18 protein-coding genes are annotated in these 21,240 nt (G+C 32.1%); all 18 read right to left on the reverse strand.

All coding sequences use genetic code 11. The features are described from left to right. Window positions 1-61: 61 nt before the first annotated feature. A complete protein-coding gene (locus JNUCC83_RS08690; RefSeq protein WP_454459647.1) occupies window positions 62-1,450 on the reverse strand; it encodes a sensor histidine kinase in 1,389 nt (462 codons plus the stop codon). Continuing rightward, entirely contained in the window at window positions 1,447-2,118 is a 672-nt protein-coding gene (locus JNUCC83_RS08695) for a response regulator transcription factor (protein ID WP_454459648.1), read from the reverse strand. Before JNUCC83_RS08695 ends, JNUCC83_RS08690 begins: the two co-directional genes overlap by 4 nt. 12 nt (window positions 2,119-2,130) lie before the next feature. Then, a complete protein-coding gene (locus JNUCC83_RS08700; protein WP_454459649.1) occupies window positions 2,131-3,342 on the reverse strand; it encodes an ABC transporter permease in 1,212 nt (403 codons plus the stop codon). After that, the gene (locus JNUCC83_RS08705; protein ID WP_454461354.1) at window positions 3,306-4,034 is read right to left on the reverse strand and encodes an ABC transporter ATP-binding protein; all 729 of its coding nucleotides are present in this window, start codon (window positions 4,032-4,034) and stop codon (window positions 3,306-3,308) included. The genes JNUCC83_RS08700 and JNUCC83_RS08705 overlap by 37 nt, the downstream gene beginning before the upstream one ends. Window positions 4,035-4,036: 2 nt before the next feature. Then, a complete protein-coding gene (locus tag JNUCC83_RS08710; protein ID WP_454459650.1) occupies window positions 4,037-5,266 on the reverse strand; it encodes an efflux RND transporter periplasmic adaptor subunit in 1,230 nt (409 codons plus the stop codon). A 19-nt stretch (window positions 5,267-5,285) separates the two neighbouring features. After that, on the reverse strand, window positions 5,286-5,531 hold the full coding sequence (locus tag JNUCC83_RS08715) for a hypothetical protein (RefSeq protein WP_454459651.1): 246 nt from the start codon (window positions 5,529-5,531) through the stop codon (window positions 5,286-5,288). A 345-nt stretch (window positions 5,532-5,876) separates the two neighbouring features. After that, window positions 5,877-6,365: a cupin domain-containing protein gene (locus JNUCC83_RS08720; protein ID WP_454459652.1), complete on the reverse strand. Its 489-nt coding sequence runs from the start codon at window positions 6,363-6,365 to the stop codon at window positions 5,877-5,879. Between the two features lie 38 nt (window positions 6,366-6,403). Further along, window positions 6,404-7,294, reverse strand: a complete 891-nt coding sequence (locus JNUCC83_RS08725; protein ID WP_454459653.1) for an acetamidase/formamidase family protein — start codon at window positions 7,292-7,294, stop codon at window positions 6,404-6,406. Window positions 7,295-7,477: 183 nt separating this feature from the next. Further along, window positions 7,478-9,670 (reverse strand): transglycosylase domain-containing protein, encoded by a 2,193-nt coding sequence (locus JNUCC83_RS08730; protein ID WP_454459654.1) that lies wholly within the window; start codon window positions 9,668-9,670, stop codon window positions 7,478-7,480. A gap of 53 nt (window positions 9,671-9,723) precedes the next feature. Beyond that, window positions 9,724-10,953 carry a PASTA domain-containing protein gene (locus JNUCC83_RS08735; RefSeq protein WP_454459655.1) on the reverse strand — a complete coding sequence of 410 codons (1,230 nt, stop codon included), beginning with the start codon at window positions 10,951-10,953 and terminating at the stop codon, window positions 9,724-9,726. 421 nt (window positions 10,954-11,374) lie between these two features. Further along, window positions 11,375-12,238 (reverse strand): aldo/keto reductase, encoded by an 864-nt coding sequence (locus tag JNUCC83_RS08740; protein ID WP_454459656.1) that lies wholly within the window; start codon window positions 12,236-12,238, stop codon window positions 11,375-11,377. Window positions 12,239-12,314: 76 nt separating this feature from the next. Further along, entirely contained in the window at window positions 12,315-12,734 is a 420-nt protein-coding gene (locus JNUCC83_RS08745) for a MerR family transcriptional regulator (RefSeq protein ID WP_454459657.1), read from the reverse strand. A gap of 276 nt (window positions 12,735-13,010) precedes the next feature. Next, window positions 13,011-16,589, reverse strand: a complete 3,579-nt coding sequence (locus JNUCC83_RS08750; RefSeq protein WP_454459658.1) for an RCC1 domain-containing protein — start codon at window positions 16,587-16,589, stop codon at window positions 13,011-13,013. 13 nt (window positions 16,590-16,602) lie between these two features. After that, window positions 16,603-17,238, reverse strand: a complete 636-nt coding sequence (locus JNUCC83_RS08755; RefSeq protein ID WP_454459659.1) for a hypothetical protein — start codon at window positions 17,236-17,238, stop codon at window positions 16,603-16,605. 14 nt (window positions 17,239-17,252) lie between these two features. After that, the gene (locus tag JNUCC83_RS08760) at window positions 17,253-18,131 is read right to left on the reverse strand and encodes a hypothetical protein (protein ID WP_454459660.1); all 879 of its coding nucleotides are present in this window, start codon (window positions 18,129-18,131) and stop codon (window positions 17,253-17,255) included. A gap of 98 nt (window positions 18,132-18,229) precedes the next feature. Beyond that, window positions 18,230-18,934, reverse strand: coding sequence for an LPXTG cell wall anchor domain-containing protein (locus JNUCC83_RS08765; protein ID WP_454459661.1), 705 nt, complete (start codon window positions 18,932-18,934; stop codon window positions 18,230-18,232). A gap of 30 nt (window positions 18,935-18,964) precedes the next feature. Next, the gene (locus JNUCC83_RS08770; RefSeq protein WP_454459662.1) at window positions 18,965-20,173 is read right to left on the reverse strand and encodes a hypothetical protein; all 1,209 of its coding nucleotides are present in this window, start codon (window positions 20,171-20,173) and stop codon (window positions 18,965-18,967) included. 135 nt (window positions 20,174-20,308) lie between these two features. Next, a complete protein-coding gene (locus JNUCC83_RS08775; protein WP_454459663.1) occupies window positions 20,309-21,010 on the reverse strand; it encodes a signal peptidase I in 702 nt (233 codons plus the stop codon). Window positions 21,011-21,240 lie beyond the last annotated feature (230 nt).

Here is a 21,240-nt window from a genome sequence, read left to right on the forward strand (position 1 = left end):
AAAAAAAGACACTTACTGATAACTTTTTAATTTGATTTATTCATTTGTAATGGCACTTACATTATGCCTTAATATCTACTGATTTAAACTTGACACTAGCAATAAAATTACCAGAAACGGTTGTATTTATTTCAACCTCCCAGGCATTTTTATCTACTATTTGTTTTACAATATATAAACCTAATCCTGAACCTCCACTGTTTTTATCTCTGCTATAATCTGAACGATAAAATGGTTCATAAAGTTGGTCAATGGATTCATTTTTTAAAGGCTGACAGTTATTTTCTATGGTTAGGACATTCCCTTGAAGTTCTATATATACCCTTTTTCCATGAGGTGTATATCTAAAAGCATTGCTCAATAAATTTGATACCACACGTTCTACCATGAGCGGATTAGACATAATGACGGTATCTTCTTTTAACTGCTTTGAAATAGTGTATTCACCAAAATCTCCTAATAATAAATACGTTTCTAGTTGGTCTTCAACAATTGATTTTATCGAGACTTCTTCAGACACATTTTGTAAATTACTTAATGAATCTAAAGAGGTAACTGATAAAATATTTTGAATCAAATCAGATTGTTCCTTTAATAACGTTTGACAAACTTTCAAATACTTATCACGGTCTTTAAATTTTCCAACATTGTACAACATACCATCGACAATGCCTGTCATCCCTGCTAGTGGTGTTTTAAGTTCATGGGACGCCATCCGCATAAAATTTGATTTGGATTGCTCTGTTTCTTCCACTTTTTTGACTTCTTTTTTTAACATAGAAATTGTTTGCAAATGCGTATCATATAGCCGATTTATATTATTTGACAATTGAGAAATTTCGTCATTTCCTGTTATATCACAGCGTATAGTGGGGTTTAACGATCTCATATTCGTTGTTGTATCCATCAGTGATAACACTCGCTTCGTAGAATATTTACTGTAAAAGAACGCAGCAATCCCCCCTAAAATAAGTGCAACGACCAATAACAAAGGATACAACTTTATCAAAATGGCGCTAGCATCACTAATATGCTGCAGTGAGTACTGTGCCGTAAGAAGTAACTGCTCGCCCTTTTTATTGGTTATATTCCTAGTAAAAACATCACTAACTTCATTTATAAATAGACTATCGATTTCTAAATACATTACATTTTCATCACCTCTATTGGTAAAATAGTTAGGGTAAATCACTTCTCCAGTGCTTTTATTAGTAACATTTAGCATCAAGTTAGTGTTTTCTGATTGAGACTTTAATAATGCTTTCTCTATATCTTCTGATGTTTGACCATTTAAAATTGAGACTATTTTGTCTATTTTTTCCTGCGCATCTATTTCTTGTGAATAAAGATAATATTTTGGCATTAGAAAATACAGTATCAGTAAAATCAACGTAGTGACTGTAAAAATAATTGTCATGGTATAAAGAAAGTTTTTTGTAAATAATTTCATAAGGAGTCCTCTATTATAAAACCACGCCCTTTTATAGTTTTTAAAGGCAGACTAGGAATTTTTTTTCTTATATTTTTTATATGAGTATCTAATATACGGTCATCTGAAAAATACTCATATCCCCATACATTTACTAATAATTGCTCTCTTGATACGACTTTTCCTTGGTATTTACAAAGCTCTGATAGGATGCCGTATTCTTTTCCTGTTAAATTAATTGGTTGATTATGACAGAACACTTCTAAAGAATCTCTCTTAATTAATATATTTTGGTTAATACGCTGTTCATTAGTCTCTTCTTCTAAGATTTTTTTATGCTTCAACGCATTCTCAATCCGTTTCATCAATACTAGTGGGGAAAACGGTTTAACCACATAGTCACTAATTTGCTGATTAAAACTCGCTAGTTGTGTCACATCATCACCTAAAGCAGTTAGCATAATGACAGACACATCCGATGTTTCTCGGATTTTTTTTAGTACGGTTAATCCGTCAATCTCAGGAATCATGATATCTAGTAAGACTAAATCGAATGATTTTTTCTTAAATAAGTCAAGTGCTGTTTTTCCATCCATTACAGAATCAGTATGATAGCCATTTTCTTTTAAAAATTCTGTAATAACTTGATTAATGACGTCATCATCTTCTATTACTAAAATGTCTGTCATTTTCTTTCTCCTTTATTCAAATCTTAGTGCATCAATTGGGTCTAATTTAGATGCCTTCATAGCCGGCAACAAGCCAAATATTACTCCAATTACACAACAAAATAGCAAACTTATCACAATCGCTATATATGAAATGATGTATGGGTAGCTTAATAAGTGCGTTACTATATACCCAATTAGTATCCCAAAAATAATACCTATCATGCCACCTAATATCGTCATCAAAATCGCTTCAAATAAAAACTGGCGTAAAATAATTTTTCGTCTTGCGCCCAATGCTTTTTTTACACCAATTTCTCGGGTTCTTTCTGTGACTGATACCAACATGATATTCATCACACCAATCCCTCCAACAATCAATGAAATACTTGCGATTCCTGCCAATAAAATGAAACTTGATTGGTTAAATTGTTCCAGCTGTTTTTCTAATTCATTAAAATTGATTATACCATACATATAATCAGATTTAGGTAGAGTCTCATTCAATATGTCAGCCACTTTTTGACCGGATTCTTTTAATTGATCCGTATTAGTCGTCTGTATTGTTATTTCAGGAGCTAAATCAATTTCTTCAAACACTTTCATTCTCTCACTTATCGGGATAATAGATGACGATTCCATACCATATTTTTGGGCATTCGGGTCTAGATTTTTATACACACCGACAACTTTGAATGGTACACTATTTATTTCAACGTATTGTCCTATGCCATTATCATTTGGAAATAGTTTATGGTACATAGATTCATGTAGGTATGTAACTTGATTGTTAAATTCACTATCCTTTAGCTTTTCACCTTTGATTATTCCAAATAATTTCAGTGATAATAATTTATTGGTACTTGCATACACAGTCCCCGTAGATTTTTCATTCTGATAATAAATCGCACCTTGCTTACTGTATGACTCGACCGCATCTTTTACACCCGACTGATGACGGATTTTGTTGATTGTGCTTTGACTGATTGAAGGGATATAATTTGGCGTTATTGAATTTTCCTTTGATGCGATAGTTGGATCAAAGTTTGATTTAGTATCATACTTTATATCAATAGTATTATTGTTTCCACCGATTAAATCAGTTTTCATCTTTGCTGTATTGCCTTCAATAATACTAAAAATAGCGATAATGGAAGCAATTCCTATAATGACACCCAACATAGTTAAGATTGTTCTCATTTTATGAGCTAAAATGGATTGCAATGCTGACGATACTTCTTCCAAATTGACACCTCCTCACTTTCTAGTATTTCTTGTAGCACTAACTCACCATCTCTTAATACAATAGTTTTGTCGCATAGTTCAGCTATTTCAGGCTCATGTGTGATTAAGATGATTGTTGTTCCTTGTTGATTTAATTCTTTAAACAAAGACATAATCTGAAATCCTGTCTTCGTATCCAATGCTCCTGTTGGTTCATCCGCTAATATAAACGTTGGATTAGTGACTAACGCTCTAGCAATCGCCACACGTTGTTTTTGTCCTCCAGATAACTCATTTGGTAAATAATGCGCATGCTTTTGTAGCCCAACAGCTTCTAATAATGTAAAAGCTCGCTCGTGTCGTTCTTTTTTTGACACACCAGAATACGTTAAAGGTAGAGCAATATTATCAAGGATTGATAAACGTGGAAGCAAATTAAAATTTTGAAACACAAATCCTATTTTTTGGTTTCTTAAATCAGCTAATTCATTATCATCTAGTTGATTAATACAATCATCTTCAATATAAAATTCCCCAGAAGTCGGTTTATCTAAACAACCAATAATATTCATTAATGTTGATTTTCCTGATCCTGAAGGACCCATAATCGCAAAAAAATCACCTTCTGCTACGTCTAAACTAATATTTTTTAAAACGCATTGCTCATTTTTCCCTTGGAAATAGGATTTTGTAATATTATTAAGTGTTAACATCATTAGTCAACCCTCATTCCTTGAGTCACATCATCATTTGGTTTTATTAAAGTATCTGTCATAAGTAGTCCTGTTTTAATTTCTACTAAGCCACTACTTTTTTCAACAAATTCAACCGATTGTTTAGTAGCTTTATGATTGTTACTTTTCCAAACAGATGCTTTGGTCCCTTTAATGTTAGTTAAATAATTTTTAGGAATCATTATTTTTCCAGCATCTTCGCTATTTGATAACAGTTTTGCATATAAGTGTGTGCCTAAACTAGGCATTTTTTCACCTTTTTCAAGTAAAATTTTATAGGGATATTTTGATAGCGTGCTACTTTCTTCTTCTTTTTTCCCATCACCTTCTGTACTTAAGTTAGCTACTTGCACCACTTTGCCCTTCCAACGTTTTGTTGAATCTTTTCTATCTATTAATTCTACCGCTTGATTTAATGTCACGTTATCCTTGTCAAACTCATTTACATCACCAGTCGCATATAATTCTGATTTATCAATCACTTCCATAAATGTTTCAGATTGTTTTTTTTCATTTGATAGGTAAGGTAATTCCTTGTTTATATAAGTAATAGTCCCGTCACTTTCTGAGGTTACATCATCATATGTTAAACGTTGATCTTCTATTTTTTCCATTTCAGCCGACTTTTCTAACTCAGATTTAGCAGTAGCAACTGCTGAATCAGCCAGAATAGCTTCAGAATATTTTTGATCTGCTTCATCTTGTAAAGTTTTAACTTCTTGCTCTGCTTCTTTTTTAACAGCCTCGTCTGTTGCCTGATTTACTTTTCCTTTAGCAGCATTTAAAGAAGATAATTTTTTATTATAGGAATCCCATTTTAATGAAGAATCTGTTTTGGCTGTTTCAAGATTTCGTTGTTTTTCTAATGTTGTATATCCAGCCTCCTTAGCTTTCAATTGCTGATCAGAATCGTATTCAAACAATTTTTGACCAGACTTGACAGTATCACCTTCTTTAACACTTATTTCTTTGATAGCTCCTTTAGATGGGTCTATTTTAATTTTTTGACTATTTTTAGCAACAATCTTACTAGATAATATTAATTTTGATGGCTGAGAATCATCTACCAAATCTTGTACTTTCTTTACTTCAATAGTTGATTGATTCAGCGTAGTGGCTTCTTTTTTTTTGAAATACACAGTCCCAGCAATTCCTATAATTAATAAACAGGAACAAGATAACATTATCATTCTTTTTTTCTTATGACTCACTTATCATTCACTCCTTTTACTATTGTCCAATACTCATGGATGTTCCACTTTCCATTGCTTCGGGATCCATTTGGATTACTCCACCATCTTCTGTTTTATATTCAATTACTTCTTTGCCATCGACTGTCTTTTTTTCACCTTTTTCTTTGATATCATCCATACTTACATCCGTTATTTTTGCATCACCTGCATCATTCCCCATTTGTGAACAACCCGTTAAAGCAACTCCCGTACACACTAAAATTAACATACTGATTTTTTTCATTATTGACACTCTCCTTAAAATTGATACATAGAGAATATCAAAATAAATTGTAGTTAAAATAAATTGTATCTGTAGTTTATCTGTATTTCATAGAATGACTCATTAAAATAGGTTTTTGACAGACAAAACCTCCTATTTTTTAATTTATAGCTAACTGACTAAATTTATCTACCCCTTAGATTAGTAATACCTTAAAGCCCCTTTTGAAATCATTTACCCGGTAGATTTTTTTAATATATAAAAAAAAGGAGTAGATTTCTCTACTCCAAAAAGTCTAATTTTTAGGGTGCACTACATCTCATGCAAATATATCTTCTTTTAATACTTTTTTACTATTAACAACTTTTATCTCTTTAATTTATCAAATGCTAATTTTTGTATGATTTCTGAATGGCTTGGATGACTAAGTAGTAATTCTTCTTTAGTAAACAATTTAAAATCATCAAAGGTAAATCCCGGTGATACCATACAACTGACTAGTGCATACTCTGTTTCCACAGATGAGCCAAAAATAGACCCTTTTTTTACCGTGTATTGTAATACATCACCTTTTTCGATATTCAATCCTACAGATGTTTGTCTGTATACATCGTCTTCTAGTAACTCATGGACAGTTAATGACGATCCATAATGAAAATACCAAATTTCATCAGAGGTTAGTTGATGGAAATGGGACGGGTTATTGTCTGTTAACAAAAAGTAAATCGTTGTATACAATGGTTTGTTTTTTTCTTCTAACAGATCATCTGAAGATGGTAACTCTTTATAAAAACCACCCTCAGGATGTGGGATTAAGCCTAATGTTTCAATCCAGTATTCTTTTTTAATCATCATACTTCTCCTTATTAAATTTTGTTATTCTATTGCTACATTTAATCAGTCCATAATTTCAAATAAGATAAAGGTAACTCCATTCTAACTGTTTTATTTGGATCAACAATTTGGCAGATTCTCAAATTACCAACTAAAGACAATAAATGGATTGCCTCTCCTTTTGATAGATTGGTGTATTTCTCAACAAAGTAAATCATATTTTTAGTTGCTGTGACACTCGCTTCATCTAAAGATGGTTTTGAGGATAATATACTGATTTTTTCATCTTTAACTAGAAAAGGGAGTGGCCAGTCCTGTTCCTTGATGACTTCCACCTCTACTGTAACTTCACAAGGAACTTCTGCACCACACACTGATACTTCTCCATCACCCATCGCTGCATGACAATCTCCCAGCGCTAACAATCCACCTTTTACATTAACTGGAAGAAATAGATCTGTCCCTTCTGTTATTTCTTTACAGTCCATATTACCTCCATGAGAATCTGGTGTACCACAAGAAACAGAGCCTGATTTTGGTGCAGTACCAATTACTCCTATCATTTTATTGATGGGAATGTTTATTGTGTCAGTAAATTTTAGCTGATTATTTTCAATATCTAAAATGCGAATCGTATTTTCCGTTAATTCATCCCCCAGTACACCAGCATCAGGTCCCGTATACATTGTCGCTTTCCCCTTAAATTTAATTTTTTTAATAGATACTTTCAGTGTGTCTCCAACTTCTGCACCTACTACAAACACTGGACCAGTAGCTGGATTTATCCTATCCCAATCTAATCTGTCAAACAAATAATCTTCACGATCAATTTGATTTGTAAAACAATCAAATGTTTCAAATGTAACTTGTTCACCACTTTTAATCGTTAATACTGGCTTATTTTTCTTATCCATCGCATAGATACTATTTTCTTTACTAATATAATTCATTTTATCTCTCCTTTAATAAATTGATTTTCATTATGTTATCATACACAATTTTGGTTAGCAATGTGACTAAACAAATAGCCAACTTATACAAATTAACAAAAAACCGCATCTTTTATAATGCGGTCCTTGCGAAGCAAATATTCAGATATATTTTAAGCTCAAACATATAGCTTATAATTTTTTCTAATCTTTGTATGTTTGATCCATTATTTTTTGAGTTTCTAAGTAATCTTCTTCAAGTGAGTTATATTTATCGATATCTTTTTCATCAATTTTTTTATTTTGTATATCCAAACTATTTAAATCAGTATCAGATAAAGTATCCAACTTAGGAATCAGTGGATTAGATTGTTGATTCCCCACGAAAACTTCATTGCCAAACTTAAAAGGTTTTGACTCCCTATCAGTCATCATCACTTTAAACGCACTATTCATTAAGTATACTCTTCCTTGGTTTGCGGTATCATGAGGATAAGTAGTTGGTGCATAAGTTGCATCAACATAAGTAGGGCTACCTAGCCAAGTCGCAATTGAAATTTCAGGTGAAGCCATCACAAGAAGCGAATCCGGAGATTTATTTTGACTATTTGGTACAGAACTCTCAAAATTACTTGATCCCGACTTCATCACATAGGTATCTTGACTAAAACCAGTGTATTTAGGTCCAGCATATGGCTCTGACCCGCTTGAACTGGTTGCTTCTTTCAACATATTTACCATGGTTTTTGCCGTGCTGGAGCTCATGGTTCGCTTACTTTCAGAATCAGCAAGATTAATCTTAACAGAGTCTGTTTCAATGCTTTCAATGGTTGTCGGCTCAATCCGAACGCCATCGTTACCGAAAGCACTGAATGCAGACGACAATGCTAAAACATTCGTAGGATAATTAATCGCTTGCTCAGCTGTGTAATTTGAGCCTTTCGGGTTGTATGAGGCTAAGCCGAGTGGTTCCATCATTGTATTTTTTTGTTGATTGTTGGTCATTTGAAAGGCTTCAACAGCAGCTGTATTCAGTGATAAACCTAACGCAAATGATGCAGTAACCCTACCATAATTTTGATTACCGTAATTATTAACTTTCCAATCTCCTACCGTGAAAGAACTTCCATTTTGAATCGTATTTGGTGTTAATCCAGCATACTCAACAGCTGGAGCATAATCAAGTAATGGTTTAATTGTAGATCCCGATGAACGTGTTGCTGTATATGGAATCATTGGGTTATCTGAATTAGTTGCAAGACCTATAATATGCCCTGTTTTAGTATCAACCGCTGAAATAGCAGTCAAACTTTCTTTATGCTCGATATATCCATTAGGTAATCGGTCATCTTTAGGATAGGTTCCTTCTACTATATTATTTAACTCTTTTAATTGATTACTATCTGCATAAGTTTTAACGGTAATTGTCGTATTTTGTGGTAAATTTAAACCGCTCAATTCGTCTTTAACTTTTGAAACGTAAGCTTGATATTCCTTTGGTGTCCCTTGTTGATTATATCTTCTTAGCGTAAATTCTTCCTTTTCATTTTGAACTACTTCAACCGTCTGTTTGTATGTTTTCTGGTTAATTAATTCTTTTTCTTTCATAATTGATAGTACAGTCAACGTTCGTTTCTTCCCACTTTTTTCAAAATCTTGAACGTAAACGGAAGGTGATTGACCTAACCCAGCCATGTAAGCAATCTGAGCTACCTGTTTAGGATCATTCGTGTCTATATCGGACATATCATTACCAAATAGCTCGATTGAGGCTGCTCTAACGCCTACAGTATTAGGAGTTAAACGTAATTCATTTAAATAGGCTTTTAAAATATCATCACGGTCATATTTTAATGACAATTTTCTAGCGTCGATTAATTGGATAATCTTATCAGATAATGAGTTTTTATTATTTGTTCCAAAAACCATAATCTTAACTAATTGCTGTTCAATGGTTGACGCCCCTCTAGAAACGACTTTTTTTCCTAATTGTTTTCTAACTTGCGAAACTACTGCTCCCATCGTGTCTTTAATGGAGAAACCATTAGTTTTTCTGGTGTAAAAAGAGGCATCTTCTACAGCGAGAAGCGTATCTAGATATAATTTATCCACATTCCAAGTTGGCTTGTGTTGCACTGGATCAAATTTTACGACAACATTATTTTTATCTAAAGGTTCACCATTTTTATCCAAAATAATGAAAGATTGTGTGATTTTCTCATCAATATTTTGAATTTCAAGTAAGGAACTATAAGGACTGTAACGTTTGCTGATGACATAGGCTCCAATGGACATTGACAATATCATAAGCATTGCTACCATACCTAGAATGATTAATATTACATAACGTCGATTACGAAATTTAGACCGTTTCTTAGCGCTTTGTTTTTTTGACATGGAAAACCTCCTTTGTGTTTATGCCATCTATTGTTATTGAAATAATATAGTTTTTAATCACTTGAACTTGTTGTCTCATCTGTACTCGATGAAGTCGTTTCACTAGTTGTTGAGGAACTAGTGGTAGACGAACTACTTGATTCTGAAGGGGTCGTCTTTTTCTCAACAGGCTGATTTTCAACAATGATTTGTATCGTAGATCCTTTAACAATAAATTTGTACGCAGGGGACGAAGGTTCTTGTTTTAGAATAGTATCTTGTTCATCACCATCCCATGTTTCTATATCTCGAAGACTTTCAGGAACTCTATCCCTATTTTTATACTTTTCATTTGTGTACCCTTGTATACTTAAATTTAAGTTTAATTGATCCACTGCTTGTTTAGCTTCTCTAACTGTCATACCGACTAAATCTGGAATATTTACTGACCTCTTAATTAGCTTTTCATTGGATTCCAAATTGGATTGAAGTTCACTATATTTTCGTTTAAACTCCGCTACCATTGTCTTCGACTGAAGGTAGCTATTTGCCATATCAACATAGTCACCTAATTCCATTCCAAACTTGGTACTTGGCGTAGGTATAGCCTCGACAAGATTAGTATAAGAGGAAACTCGGTCTTTAATTTTATTTGCTTCAATAATGTTATCGTTTATTTCATCCAATAAGCTAACAGATTGTTTAAAACTTTGCTCATCTGTAACTGCTAACATGCCCTCTTGATTGTATATTTTGTTCAATAAATCTAGTAATTTCTGTGCATCCTTACTCATCTCTTCAGCATTTTTGACAGTTGACTCTTGAAAAGTATTTTGTAGTTCATCGTATTGTTTGGGTAATACTTTTTTATAGTATAAAATATATAATTCTTCAACGTCTACGTCTTCAATAATGTCGATATGTTTCTTTATATTTTCCATAGTAGCATCAATATCTGAAACATCTATGTTACCGTCCATAACATCTAAAAGTAACGTTTCATTTTTTGATAATTGTTTAACCTTCTCATCATTTGCTTCATATAGCCAGGACTCAAATGCGTTATTTTTTAAAGCTCTGATTAATCTCGTATCTGTTTCTTCAATCCTAGTCAGACGATAAATTTCTTCTTGAGTGATATTTTGTGCATCAGGAATATCATTAATATAGTGATATGCTTTAAAAAATAAATATGTACTGACTAAACCAATAATCATGAAAAATGAATAAATCAGTCTTCTCCAAGGTTTGCTTATTTTTTTATATTTTTTTTTTGATATCCTCACACGTCGTTTCTTCTTCATTTTTAATAACCTCATGCATCTTTTATTATTAATGTCGTTATATTATTTTTAATAAATCTGTACTTATTATACACTAAATGACAAAAAAAGGGCTGATATAAATTTTTCTAATTATCTGAGTGTGAAATAAAACGATTAGTTGTAAAACCAAGTTAGTCAAGTTAACCACCCTAAAATAATTAAAAAAACACCATGGTAAAAATTCATATATCATTGACATACTTACTAAACAATGAAAAGAATTTTTATCATGGTGCAAATTAAGAAAAATATACAAAATTCAATTAGTGCAGTGAACCCTAAAAATTAGACTTTTTTAGAGTAGAGACATGCGCTCCTTTCTTTATTACTTTATGCAGTCATTTTAAGACGATAATTCGCAGGACTTAACCCCTCTAATCTCAACTTGATTCGTTTATTATTATTTTGTATCTAACATTCGTTTCATAAACCATTCAACTTGTTGAGGATTATCGTGGTCAAAAAAAGCAGATTCTTTTTTATTTAGTTGAGCAATCTTTTTCATGTCCTCTTTTGACAATTCAAAATCAAAAACATTAAAATTTTCAGCCATACGTTCAAGTTGAACAGATTTTGCTAAAGCAATGATATTTCTTTGCATTAACCACCGCAATACCACTTGTCCCACCGTCTTATTATACTTTTTCCCAATTTCTGCTAATTCTTGATTTTGGAATAATTCATGTCTCCCTTCCGCAAATGGTGCCCATGCTTCTATTTGAACATCATATTTTTCATGCCATTCCTGATCTTCTATCCGTTGATTCCAAGGATTGACCTCTATTTGATTGATTTGAGGTTTTACTTCATTCAACCCAACAAACTCAATCATTTTAGATGATTTAAAATTTGATATGCCAATCGCTCTCAGTTTCCCTTCTTTTTGGGCAGTCACTAAGGCTCTCCAAGCTCCATAAACATCTCCATATGGTTGATGAATAAGATATAAATCTAAATACTCTAATCCCATTATGGAAAGTGAATGATCTATTGTCTTCATTGCTTTTTCTTCTGGTGTTTGTAAAATAAACAATTTAGATGTGATAAACAGTTCTTTACGAGTGACGATACCTTCTTCAATCGCTCGTTTAATCCCTTGTCCTGTTTCTTTTTCATTTCCATAAATGGCAGCAGTATCGATTAACCGATATCCAACTTTTATGGCTTGATACACAGCCTCAGCTGTTTCTTCTAATGGTATTTGATAAACACCAAACCCAAGTTGTGGCATTTCTACTCCATTATTTAATTTAATTGTATTCATATACTCGTCCTCCTAAACATTTATTAGTACACAATTAATCATAAACCTTAGAGTTAACTCTATAGCAAGTAAAAACTTATTTTTTTCTTTCCCATAATTTTTCAATAGTCTCATCTGTCATCTTGCCAGCTTTAAATTTAGCTAGATGATCATCATACGTATCGATTTTATAGACTAATAATTCTCTTACTTCATTCATTTCTGCCAACTTCTTATCTAGTTCACCCAATTGATCTAGTAATAATTGTTTTTGAGCTTCATCAACATCTTGTAATCCCCTTAATTGAGATAATTGTGCAAATTCAATCATCGATTCAATCGATAAGCCTGCACGACGTAGATTTTTAGCCAAGTAAATCCAATTTAAGTCTCTTATTTGATAATCTCTATAGCCACTCTCATTCCGACTGACCGGAGGAATAACTCCCACTCGTTCGTAATAACGCAATGTATCAGTACTCAAGTCAAACATCTCGGCTGCTTTTTTGATATTCATATTTATCCTCTCCTCATTTATTAATATGACATGATTATAAAACTTAGACCTTACTTCATAGCAATCCATTACTTTTATTTTAGCAAAATTAAAAAAGAGGCTGACCCAAAAATCTTAAAATAGAAAAATCCCATGAAATCAGTTTATTAAAACACTGACTTCATGGTATTTCTATTTTGTTAGTTTAGTGATTTTCATTTAAAAACTTACTTTTGGGTCAGCCTCTCTACGTATCACAAATTGATGCGGTTTTTTAACATATTTAATTAACAGAATCTAATTTTCTATATTACCAAAACTATTTAGTTTGTAATCCCAGTTGTACATTGGTACTTTATCAGAATCACTTAATATAGGTTCAATATATACAGTTATATAGTATTTGTTATTAGAAGAAAAATCAGCCAATACTTGATCTGGAGCTTTATGTAAATCCGCAATATCATGATTTGATTTTTCTGTAGAAATTTTGTATCCATAATATTTATACATTTCTGGTAGCACTATATTTATTGAAAATTTATTATTTGTATAATCTGTTGTTAATCTTGCTTTTTTAAAATCAATAGTATTTTCGTCTGTTCCAGATACAACTTTGATATTATATCGATTATTTTCTTTAGTACCATCAGTATTAACAAGCCTTAAATAACCCTCTTTTGGTACAACAATATCTTCAACTTCATTTTTGACAATTTGACGTACATAGATTTCTGCTTGCGTATAATAAATAATAATATCCATTGATTTGATATTCTCATCTGAAGTAACATCAAATACAAGTTTATTATTACTTAAATTTTTATTGCTTCCACTATCAATTGTAAAATACGCAGGCTGTGAATTTTCAACTTTTCCAGGTGTTCTTGTATAAGTCTGAATCTTTTGATTAGTTGATTTTTTTACAGTTTCTTGATTGTTCAAGATAGTTTCATTTCCAGTAAGACCATCCATGGTATAACCACTAATTTCTGAAGTCTTCCCTACATACCTACCCTTATAATTTATAGTTATCCACAATTTATCATTTCTTTCATATTCAAAGGTATGAATAAATCTATTTTTTGATCCATTATCTAAATATTTTGATTCATTTAATATTAAAACTACAGGGTTATCTTGACCAGATATAAAATTATAGTAATTTATATCCTTTGATAAATACTCTGGGTCGGACTCTTTATAGGCTCTTATAGTCACCTCGTCAAAACCAAATATGGGTTCTTTGATTGCATCTCCATTAACGTCTAATGGAACACCATATTTATCTGGACTTTCCCCAGTCAATAAATTAGAAGTTTTTTTAACATAATCACTATTCTCGTCATATACTTGTTCATTAGGTTTATTAATATTAACTCCATTATGATACACAGTAGTATCTGTGTAATAGTTAGTATAGGACTTGGTTGTCACTTTTTCAATGTTTGCATTATAGCCCGTAGTCTTTGTTTTAATCCACAGTATACAATTATCTTTAATTATAATATTCCCACTGTCTTTAAGCTTTTTGGAGCTTGTTTCACTTGTATTAATCAAATCTTCAGATGACCAACCATTTAGATCAATTAAATCTCCAGATTCATAGCCAAATTGCTTAGCATTATCATACGCAGTATCAAAATCTGCACTAGTAGGATCACTATTAAGGATATTGTTATCATTTGGATCATAAGGTATTTTTACATATTTTGCTTCTTTAAGTTCAGGATTTATTGTAATATTTAACTGAGAACTAACTGTTGATGTCCCTAGTATCACATTGACATCACTTATCTGTTCTTGATTAGCATCAGACTTATATATTTTATTTAATGGACTTTTTATATCAACTGTTGTTGGACTTACCCTTGGTGCCCCTCTCATAAACATCAATTCGTAAGAATAACTATCATATAATCCATTATCCCTCGGACTATTATTACTAGAGGAATCATATTGCGGCATGTAATCCCATCCCCATGCTATATTACCTGAGCCATTATAAGATTGTTTATATAGATTACCTGCCGTATCTATCACAGATATACTTGATTCATATGGAACCATGTCCATAACATACGGAACTTCTTTAATTCCAGTCCCAGTAAAATCATTTGGTGTTTCAGTTAGAGATAATTCTGTCCAATCTTTTTCATCATCTTTTACTGCTGGCACACTTGTTTTTTCAGTTATGCCACTAGGAAGATCATATTTTGTATGTTGATCAACAAACCATCCACCATCATATGAACTTTCAGCAATATAAAAATTTCCACTAATTGTTGATGCATTGTTTTCCTTTCTTACAACATAAACAAGTCTATTACCATCCTTATCAATTAAATAAACTTGCTTATGAGCAACAGCTTGACTTCCAATAGTTGCACCATCATTTAAAGGTTTTAAATCTCCAACTGTTTGGTAATACTTTTTATCATAGATAGTAGGATGCTTTTTAGCCGCCATATCATCTATATCAGACCACACTCCTGCATATTCATAGCCATATAAAGTCATATTTATTCTCGAACTATAAGTTACGCCACTAAAAACGGGAGCTTTTGGAACAGTCGTATTATATTGAGTATCTCCATCGCCAAGAGACTTTGGTACTTGGGTTAAGTCAGGTAACCATGTATCTAATTTTCCATATAATGGATTTGTCCAATCGTATTTTACCGTAGTTCCCTTTGTACCGTATAGAGGACCATCTTGCATAAATGAATAGAAAACATTTCCTCCTGATGACCAGATACGACCATGTTGATCTATAATAGAACTGTTGTATGTAGAAGCTATAACTTTTTTAGGAACGGGACTATACTTAGCTGAACTAAAATCATAACTAACAAGAGCGGGGGAAGTAAAATTGGCTGATGCTGTGCTTCTACTACCATAAACTTGACCCCATCTAAAAACTTTTCCATCCTCTGTTAAAGCCATAGACTGATTATAATTCAGTGATATCTGTGTTACCTTAGCACCTCCAAAAGATGTCAACTCTTTTGGACTACTAGTACTACTAGTATTTCCTATACCAACACTACCATAATTATTTCCACCCCAGCCAAAAACCTTGCCATTTTTGGCAAGTAAAATAACTTGGCTATTTCCAACTTGAATATCTTCAATTCCTCCATTATCTTTGCCTAATGTGCTAATATCAGTGAGCTCTATAGGTGTAGTATTAGATGTACCAGTATATCCAGGGATTAAATTAGAACCACCATACCCCCAAGCAAATACCCGTCCTTCACTAGTAACTGCATAAACCGTTGTTTGTAATCCACCTGCATTTTCTCGAGGATCAACAATTATAACCTTTTCATCACTATGTAGTGGTATAGGAATTTTTTTTGGAGTAGAGATTGGGTTTGCCTCTGTACCAGTAAAACCTTGTCCTATTTCCCCATTATTATTTTGTCCCCAACCATATAGCAACCCATCTGTTGTTATTGCAAAACTTTGTCGATAACCAGATTTAATCGTTTTTACGGTAATGTTATTATCAACAAAAAAAGGAATACGTTTCATTCCTCCCAAATAACCAGAAGTTGTACCAATACCTGTTCTACCAGCTCCATTGAAGCCCCACACCCAAACATAGCCTGATGCATCAATTGCAGTTCCTCCTAATTCAAAGTTACTAACACTAGTAAACTTGACAGCGGATATAAGATTTGGTTTATAAGCATCTGTATCTTCAGTAGGACTAGTATTATACAAACTATCTGTAGCTAACTTGGGAGCGATTAATTCATTTTTTGATTTTTCGGCATAACTAACATTATGTTCCACATTTGAACATAATAAAATAGTAACTAAAACTAGAAAATACGAAAACATTAATTTGCGAAAATTATTTTTATTCAAATTTCATCCCTCCTCACTTCTTCACTAAACTACTTAAATAATTGTCTATGTTCCTTAGATTATTATCTATTGGTACATCCGTTTTTGTACCATTCCACCATACAACTCGATAGACGTATGTAGCATTAGTAATTGTTTCAGCTTTTACTTGCATTGAAAGATGCGAGCCTATATAGTTATCATCTAAATCACTGGACAATTTTACTTTTTCAAATAAATTCGTTGACATATTACCAGGTTTAACTATTTTCTTATAATAATAGTACCCATCTTTCCCATCTATCCAGTCTGTACCAAGATCTACTAAAACTTCCTTGCCGATATTACTTGCCAATAAATTTTCTGAATCTGTCATGATTTCAGGAAATACCATCACTCTTACAAATAAGTTTGTGTTACCATCATTATTAATATTAATCTCTTTTGCCTGACTCTCTCCACCAATTACAATCGGTTTATTAGGCTCAAACACTTCATTAATTTTTCCATGTACAGACGGAACATATAAAGAGTTATCTTTGACATCAATAGATTTATGCGAACCTCGAACTATCATGCCACCAATAATAAGTACGCCAAATAAGAGTAATACACCGATCTTTTTTTTAGCCTTATTCATACCAGCAACTTTTCTATGTCTCTTTTTCAATTAGTTCACCCCTCTTACTTAAACCTCGCATCTTCTTTATACATATCTAAAAAGTTAGATCCTAAATTCCAACTTTCTACACCTTTTTCTGATGATTCTACGCCCTCAGCCTCAATGTGTATATCATATAACGCACTCTTATACTTATTTGGGATATCAATAGAGTCTACCAACTGTACAGACTGTAATAAATCTATATAAGTTGTTTCTCCACCCTCCAATACTTTGGAATAGTAAAAATACTGACCATCGAAAACCCAAAATGGTGTTACCTTATTTGTCTGAGGAGAATTAAATAATGATGGGTTAAATGTCCATTTGAAATATGACAATTCCTTTGGTCTTGAAGAATCAGAGCGATATTCTTCACCTTTATAAGGTTCTTTAACAATTAAAGGGCTGGATGCAATGTAATAACCATTATTTTTATCATCCATACTTAATAAACTACCTGTTTTCCATGTTTCAATATTATCAATATCTATCAACTCTTCATTATTAATCCTTTTAACTACCTTTAAACCACCATTCCCTTGATTTTCTCCATCTGACATATCCATTTGGAATGGTAGAAAAGACTCACTAAACTTAACACGAATAATAGCATTTCTATCAGACATATTTCGAACTTTAACTGATTTTTCTATTCCATCGCTAAATGATAAAACACTATTTTGCTTAAATTTTTCTATAATTTTTACAGTCACTGTTTCAGCATCAGACTGCACATGATTATCTACCCATTCAGAGTAGCTTGACCAAGCTAAAGTAGCACTAATAATTATAAGTATTGAAAAAATTGATGCAAATATACCAAAAAACCGTTTATTCTTACCAATATCTAACTTATTATTTTTAATTTCTTTCATAATTTTTTTTAACTTCTTCCGCATGTTATCACTCCTTTTTTGAACTAATTTCAAGGGGGAGTAAACAATTATACTTTATGTTTACTCCCCTCTTGAAATTAGTTCAAAAGTTGTACACTAACTCAACGACTAAGCCTTTTTTTCCTAAAAATTAAAATTACTAAAAGTAATATAATTACCCCTAATAGAATACATATTTTTAAAATTAATTCACCTGTTTGTGGTAACTTTCCAGCTGGTTTTTCTTTTTGTTTATCTTCATTAGATGGATCTTCTTTATCAGCTCTATTGGCATAAAACAACCAATAAAAGGTGGTTGAATTAACCTTTTTCCAGTCGTCTTCATTTGTTTGATTACTAACTTCAAAATCAGCATTGATAACTTCAGCTTGCCCTACTTCTAAAACTCCTAAATCAATAGGATGACCTTTTTCATTTGCTACAGGAATTCCATTACCATCGATAGTTCCTTCGTATATTGTTTTCCCGCGATACGTCATCTTCACGTTAATATTCTTTAACAGATCAACTTTTCCTAATGTTTCTGCCTTTTTTTCATTGTCTTCAGGATTCATAACTAACTTTAAAGCGTAAGAACCACTAACATTAGAATAATTACTAACACTTATTTTTCTAGAAAACTTTTTCCCAGGAAATATATCTTGATCTGAGAGGAAGTATTCACCATCATTCCCGGCTTTAAAACCCGTATCATCACCTACTAAAAAGCCAGGAGGAAGAGTTTCTGCCTTGACAGAAACTCCATATATTATAAACATCATTAAGTTTACTAAAACAATTAATAATATGTTTTTTTTCCATCTCACTATGTCTTCCTCCATAACTTTTAAGCTCTATTATTCAACAATAGTTGCTAAAGATTCAAAGTGTTTATAAACTTCATCGTTATCAGCTAAGCCCCAACCAAAACCATTAGATTCCCATGATTTATTACCTTCAACAGTCGGAGTACCACTAAATTTACCGCCATTACTTGCAGCCTTTAATGTACTCTTAGCAGCTGGAATAGCTTCTAAACCTACATATAAATCGTAACTTGCTACTTTATATGTTTGGTCTGTTTTAGCATCTGGGAAAGTAATACTCTTTAACACTGCAGAACTTGTCGTTTCGCCTGCTTTTAATACTTTTGTATAATAGAAATAGCCATTAGTTGTATCATAGTACCAATCTTTAGACCAATCGGTAGAAGATACTTCATCTTGTAAGAATTTAATTCCTGTATCAACAGAAGATGTACCTGGAGTTCCTGGAGTTTGAGTCGCTGTTACATTAACATTATTTCCGGCCCAGTCTGCTTCTTTTGGTGCATCAACTGAGACACCATATCCCCATATTTTAAAGTTATCTTCGTCATTAGCATATTTATCTGTGTAAGCAACGTATGTTCCATCCACTTGTTTTTCAACTTTACCTGTTACTTTTTGAGCAACTACAGCATCATCATTAGCAAAAGAGCCGCTAACTACAGGAACCGTTGCATCATTAACTAAGAAATCAAAATTCTTTGGAAAGTCTGCTTTTTTAAGCTGATTTTCAATAAAGAATCCGGCAGTTTTGTCATCAGCAGAAATATAAAATTTTAACCCACTAGGAGTAGCAACTGTTTTGCCAGTTGAATCTTTAATTACAAATTTACTATTATCCACCAAAGTATAACCAGTTTGTGCATCAGTATACGTTTTTGGATTAACAATTACTGGGAATTTTGCATCTGCAGCATTGCTATAACCTTTTGCTACTGCTCCTGAAGCTAATTTATTCAGCATTTCTTCAAAAGAAATTCGAACAAATGAATCTGAACTTGATGTGTTAATTACTTTTACGTCTTTTGTTATTGTTGGATTTTCATCAATTGGTAATGGTTTAAAGTTTTCAACAATTGTTACCTTTCCTTCTTCATATCCTCTCGATTGCATATGGTTCTTCACCCACTCAGTATACGATTGCCATGCAAAAGTTCCGGCAAATAAAGCTAATACTGCTAATAATCCTGTGGTTGCTGCTATTCTCTTTTTCTTGCTTTTTTCGTTTCTTCCTTTCATTTGGAAAAAACCTCCTTTTTTATTTTTTTTATATTAATCTTGTTTTGACAAGAGTAACATCTAAAACAAATTACTAAAATTTTATTTTAAAATCACCTCCTTAAATAAACTTACAAGTAAAAGAAATTCGCAATATCATCTCTTTTTTAAATGTTTGCGCTTCTTTCTTCCTCTACTTTTGGCAGATGTCATAGACCTATTTTTTTGAGTTGGTTTCATTGAAACATAGTACTTTAACATTAATATAAATCCGAATAACAATGATACAAATATCACTACCACTACGATATTTGATCTTATAAAGTCAAGTACTGACCCTACTAAAGGAATGGATACCATTACTTTCCCAACTACTTGATCTGAATCAATAGGTATGTCAGAACCAGTATTAGCGTCACCTTGTGTAACAAAATACGTACCTTTTTCTCCATCCAATTCGTTGCGCTTTTCAATAATTCTATGTGTTAAATAGGCTTCCGTTTTTCCTTTTACTGGATAAAAGGTTATGATATCACCCTTTTTTAATTCTTTTGGATTTACTTGCTTAATAACAATAATAGATCCACTAACAAACCCATCTTTTAATTCTGGTTTTTCTGGATTAGGTGCCATAGAATTTGTCAATACAGTCATAAACCTGTAACCAAAAAATGATTTGTCCGGACTATCATTAAAATTAAAAACTACAGCCCCAATAATTAATATAAAGAAAAATAGATAAAATAGAATATCTCCAAATATTATTATTACTTTTGCTTTTAATCCTCTATTAGGAATGTTTTTCTTACTTTGCCTACTTCTAGGATTGTTATGATTTGATGATTTTTTTTTTTTCAATTTATTCACCTTTTTAATATCTTAGTATTGTTCAAATCATTTTAGATGAGACATCCTCTTACACTTAAAAAATATAGTGAAAACGTAGTTAACTCATTTCAATTATCTTGCAATAATTTCATCTTTTTCTATATCACTTTATTGCTAATTCTCACAAGAAATTTAATTAGTACATTTTTTATATAATTGACACCGTTATTACACATAAGGGGCTAAATATTAATATTGTA

This window comes from Vagococcus sp. JNUCC 83, assembly GCF_053667615.1.

What these genes read in the sequence shown, in the direction of transcription:
- JNUCC83_RS08760 (WP_454459660.1), bottom strand. Translation starts at nt 18,131, where the DNA reads ATGCGGAAGAAGTTAAAAAAAATTATGAAAGAAATTAAAAATAATAAG.
- JNUCC83_RS08725 (WP_454459653.1), bottom strand. Translation starts at nt 7,294, where the DNA reads ATGAATTATATTAGTAAAGAAAATAGTATCTATGCGATGGATAAGAAA.
- JNUCC83_RS08735 (WP_454459655.1), bottom strand. Translation starts at nt 10,953, where the DNA reads ATGAAGAAGAAACGACGTGTGAGGATATCAAAAAAAAAATATAAAAAA.
- JNUCC83_RS08720 (WP_454459652.1), bottom strand. Translation starts at nt 6,365, where the DNA reads ATGATGATTAAAAAAGAATACTGGATTGAAACATTAGGCTTAATCCCA.
- JNUCC83_RS08715 (WP_454459651.1), bottom strand. Translation starts at nt 5,531, where the DNA reads ATGAAAAAAATCAGTATGTTAATTTTAGTGTGTACGGGAGTTGCTTTA.
- JNUCC83_RS08690 (WP_454459647.1), bottom strand. Translation starts at nt 1,450, where the DNA reads ATGAAATTATTTACAAAAAACTTTCTTTATACCATGACAATTATTTTT.
- JNUCC83_RS08705 (WP_454461354.1), bottom strand. Translation starts at nt 4,034, where the DNA reads ATGTTAACACTTAATAATATTACAAAATCCTATTTCCAAGGGAAAAAT.
- JNUCC83_RS08740 (WP_454459656.1), bottom strand. Translation starts at nt 12,238, where the DNA reads ATGAATACAATTAAATTAAATAATGGAGTAGAAATGCCACAACTTGGG.
- JNUCC83_RS08730 (WP_454459654.1), bottom strand. Translation starts at nt 9,670, where the DNA reads ATGTCAAAAAAACAAAGCGCTAAGAAACGGTCTAAATTTCGTAATCGA.
- JNUCC83_RS08745 (WP_454459657.1), bottom strand. Translation starts at nt 12,734, where the DNA reads ATGAATATCAAAAAAGCAGCCGAGATGTTTGACTTGAGTACTGATACA.
- JNUCC83_RS08770 (WP_454459662.1), bottom strand. Translation starts at nt 20,173, where the DNA reads ATGAAAGGAAGAAACGAAAAAAGCAAGAAAAAGAGAATAGCAGCAACC.
- JNUCC83_RS08695 (WP_454459648.1), bottom strand. Translation starts at nt 2,118, where the DNA reads ATGACAGACATTTTAGTAATAGAAGATGATGACGTCATTAATCAAGTT.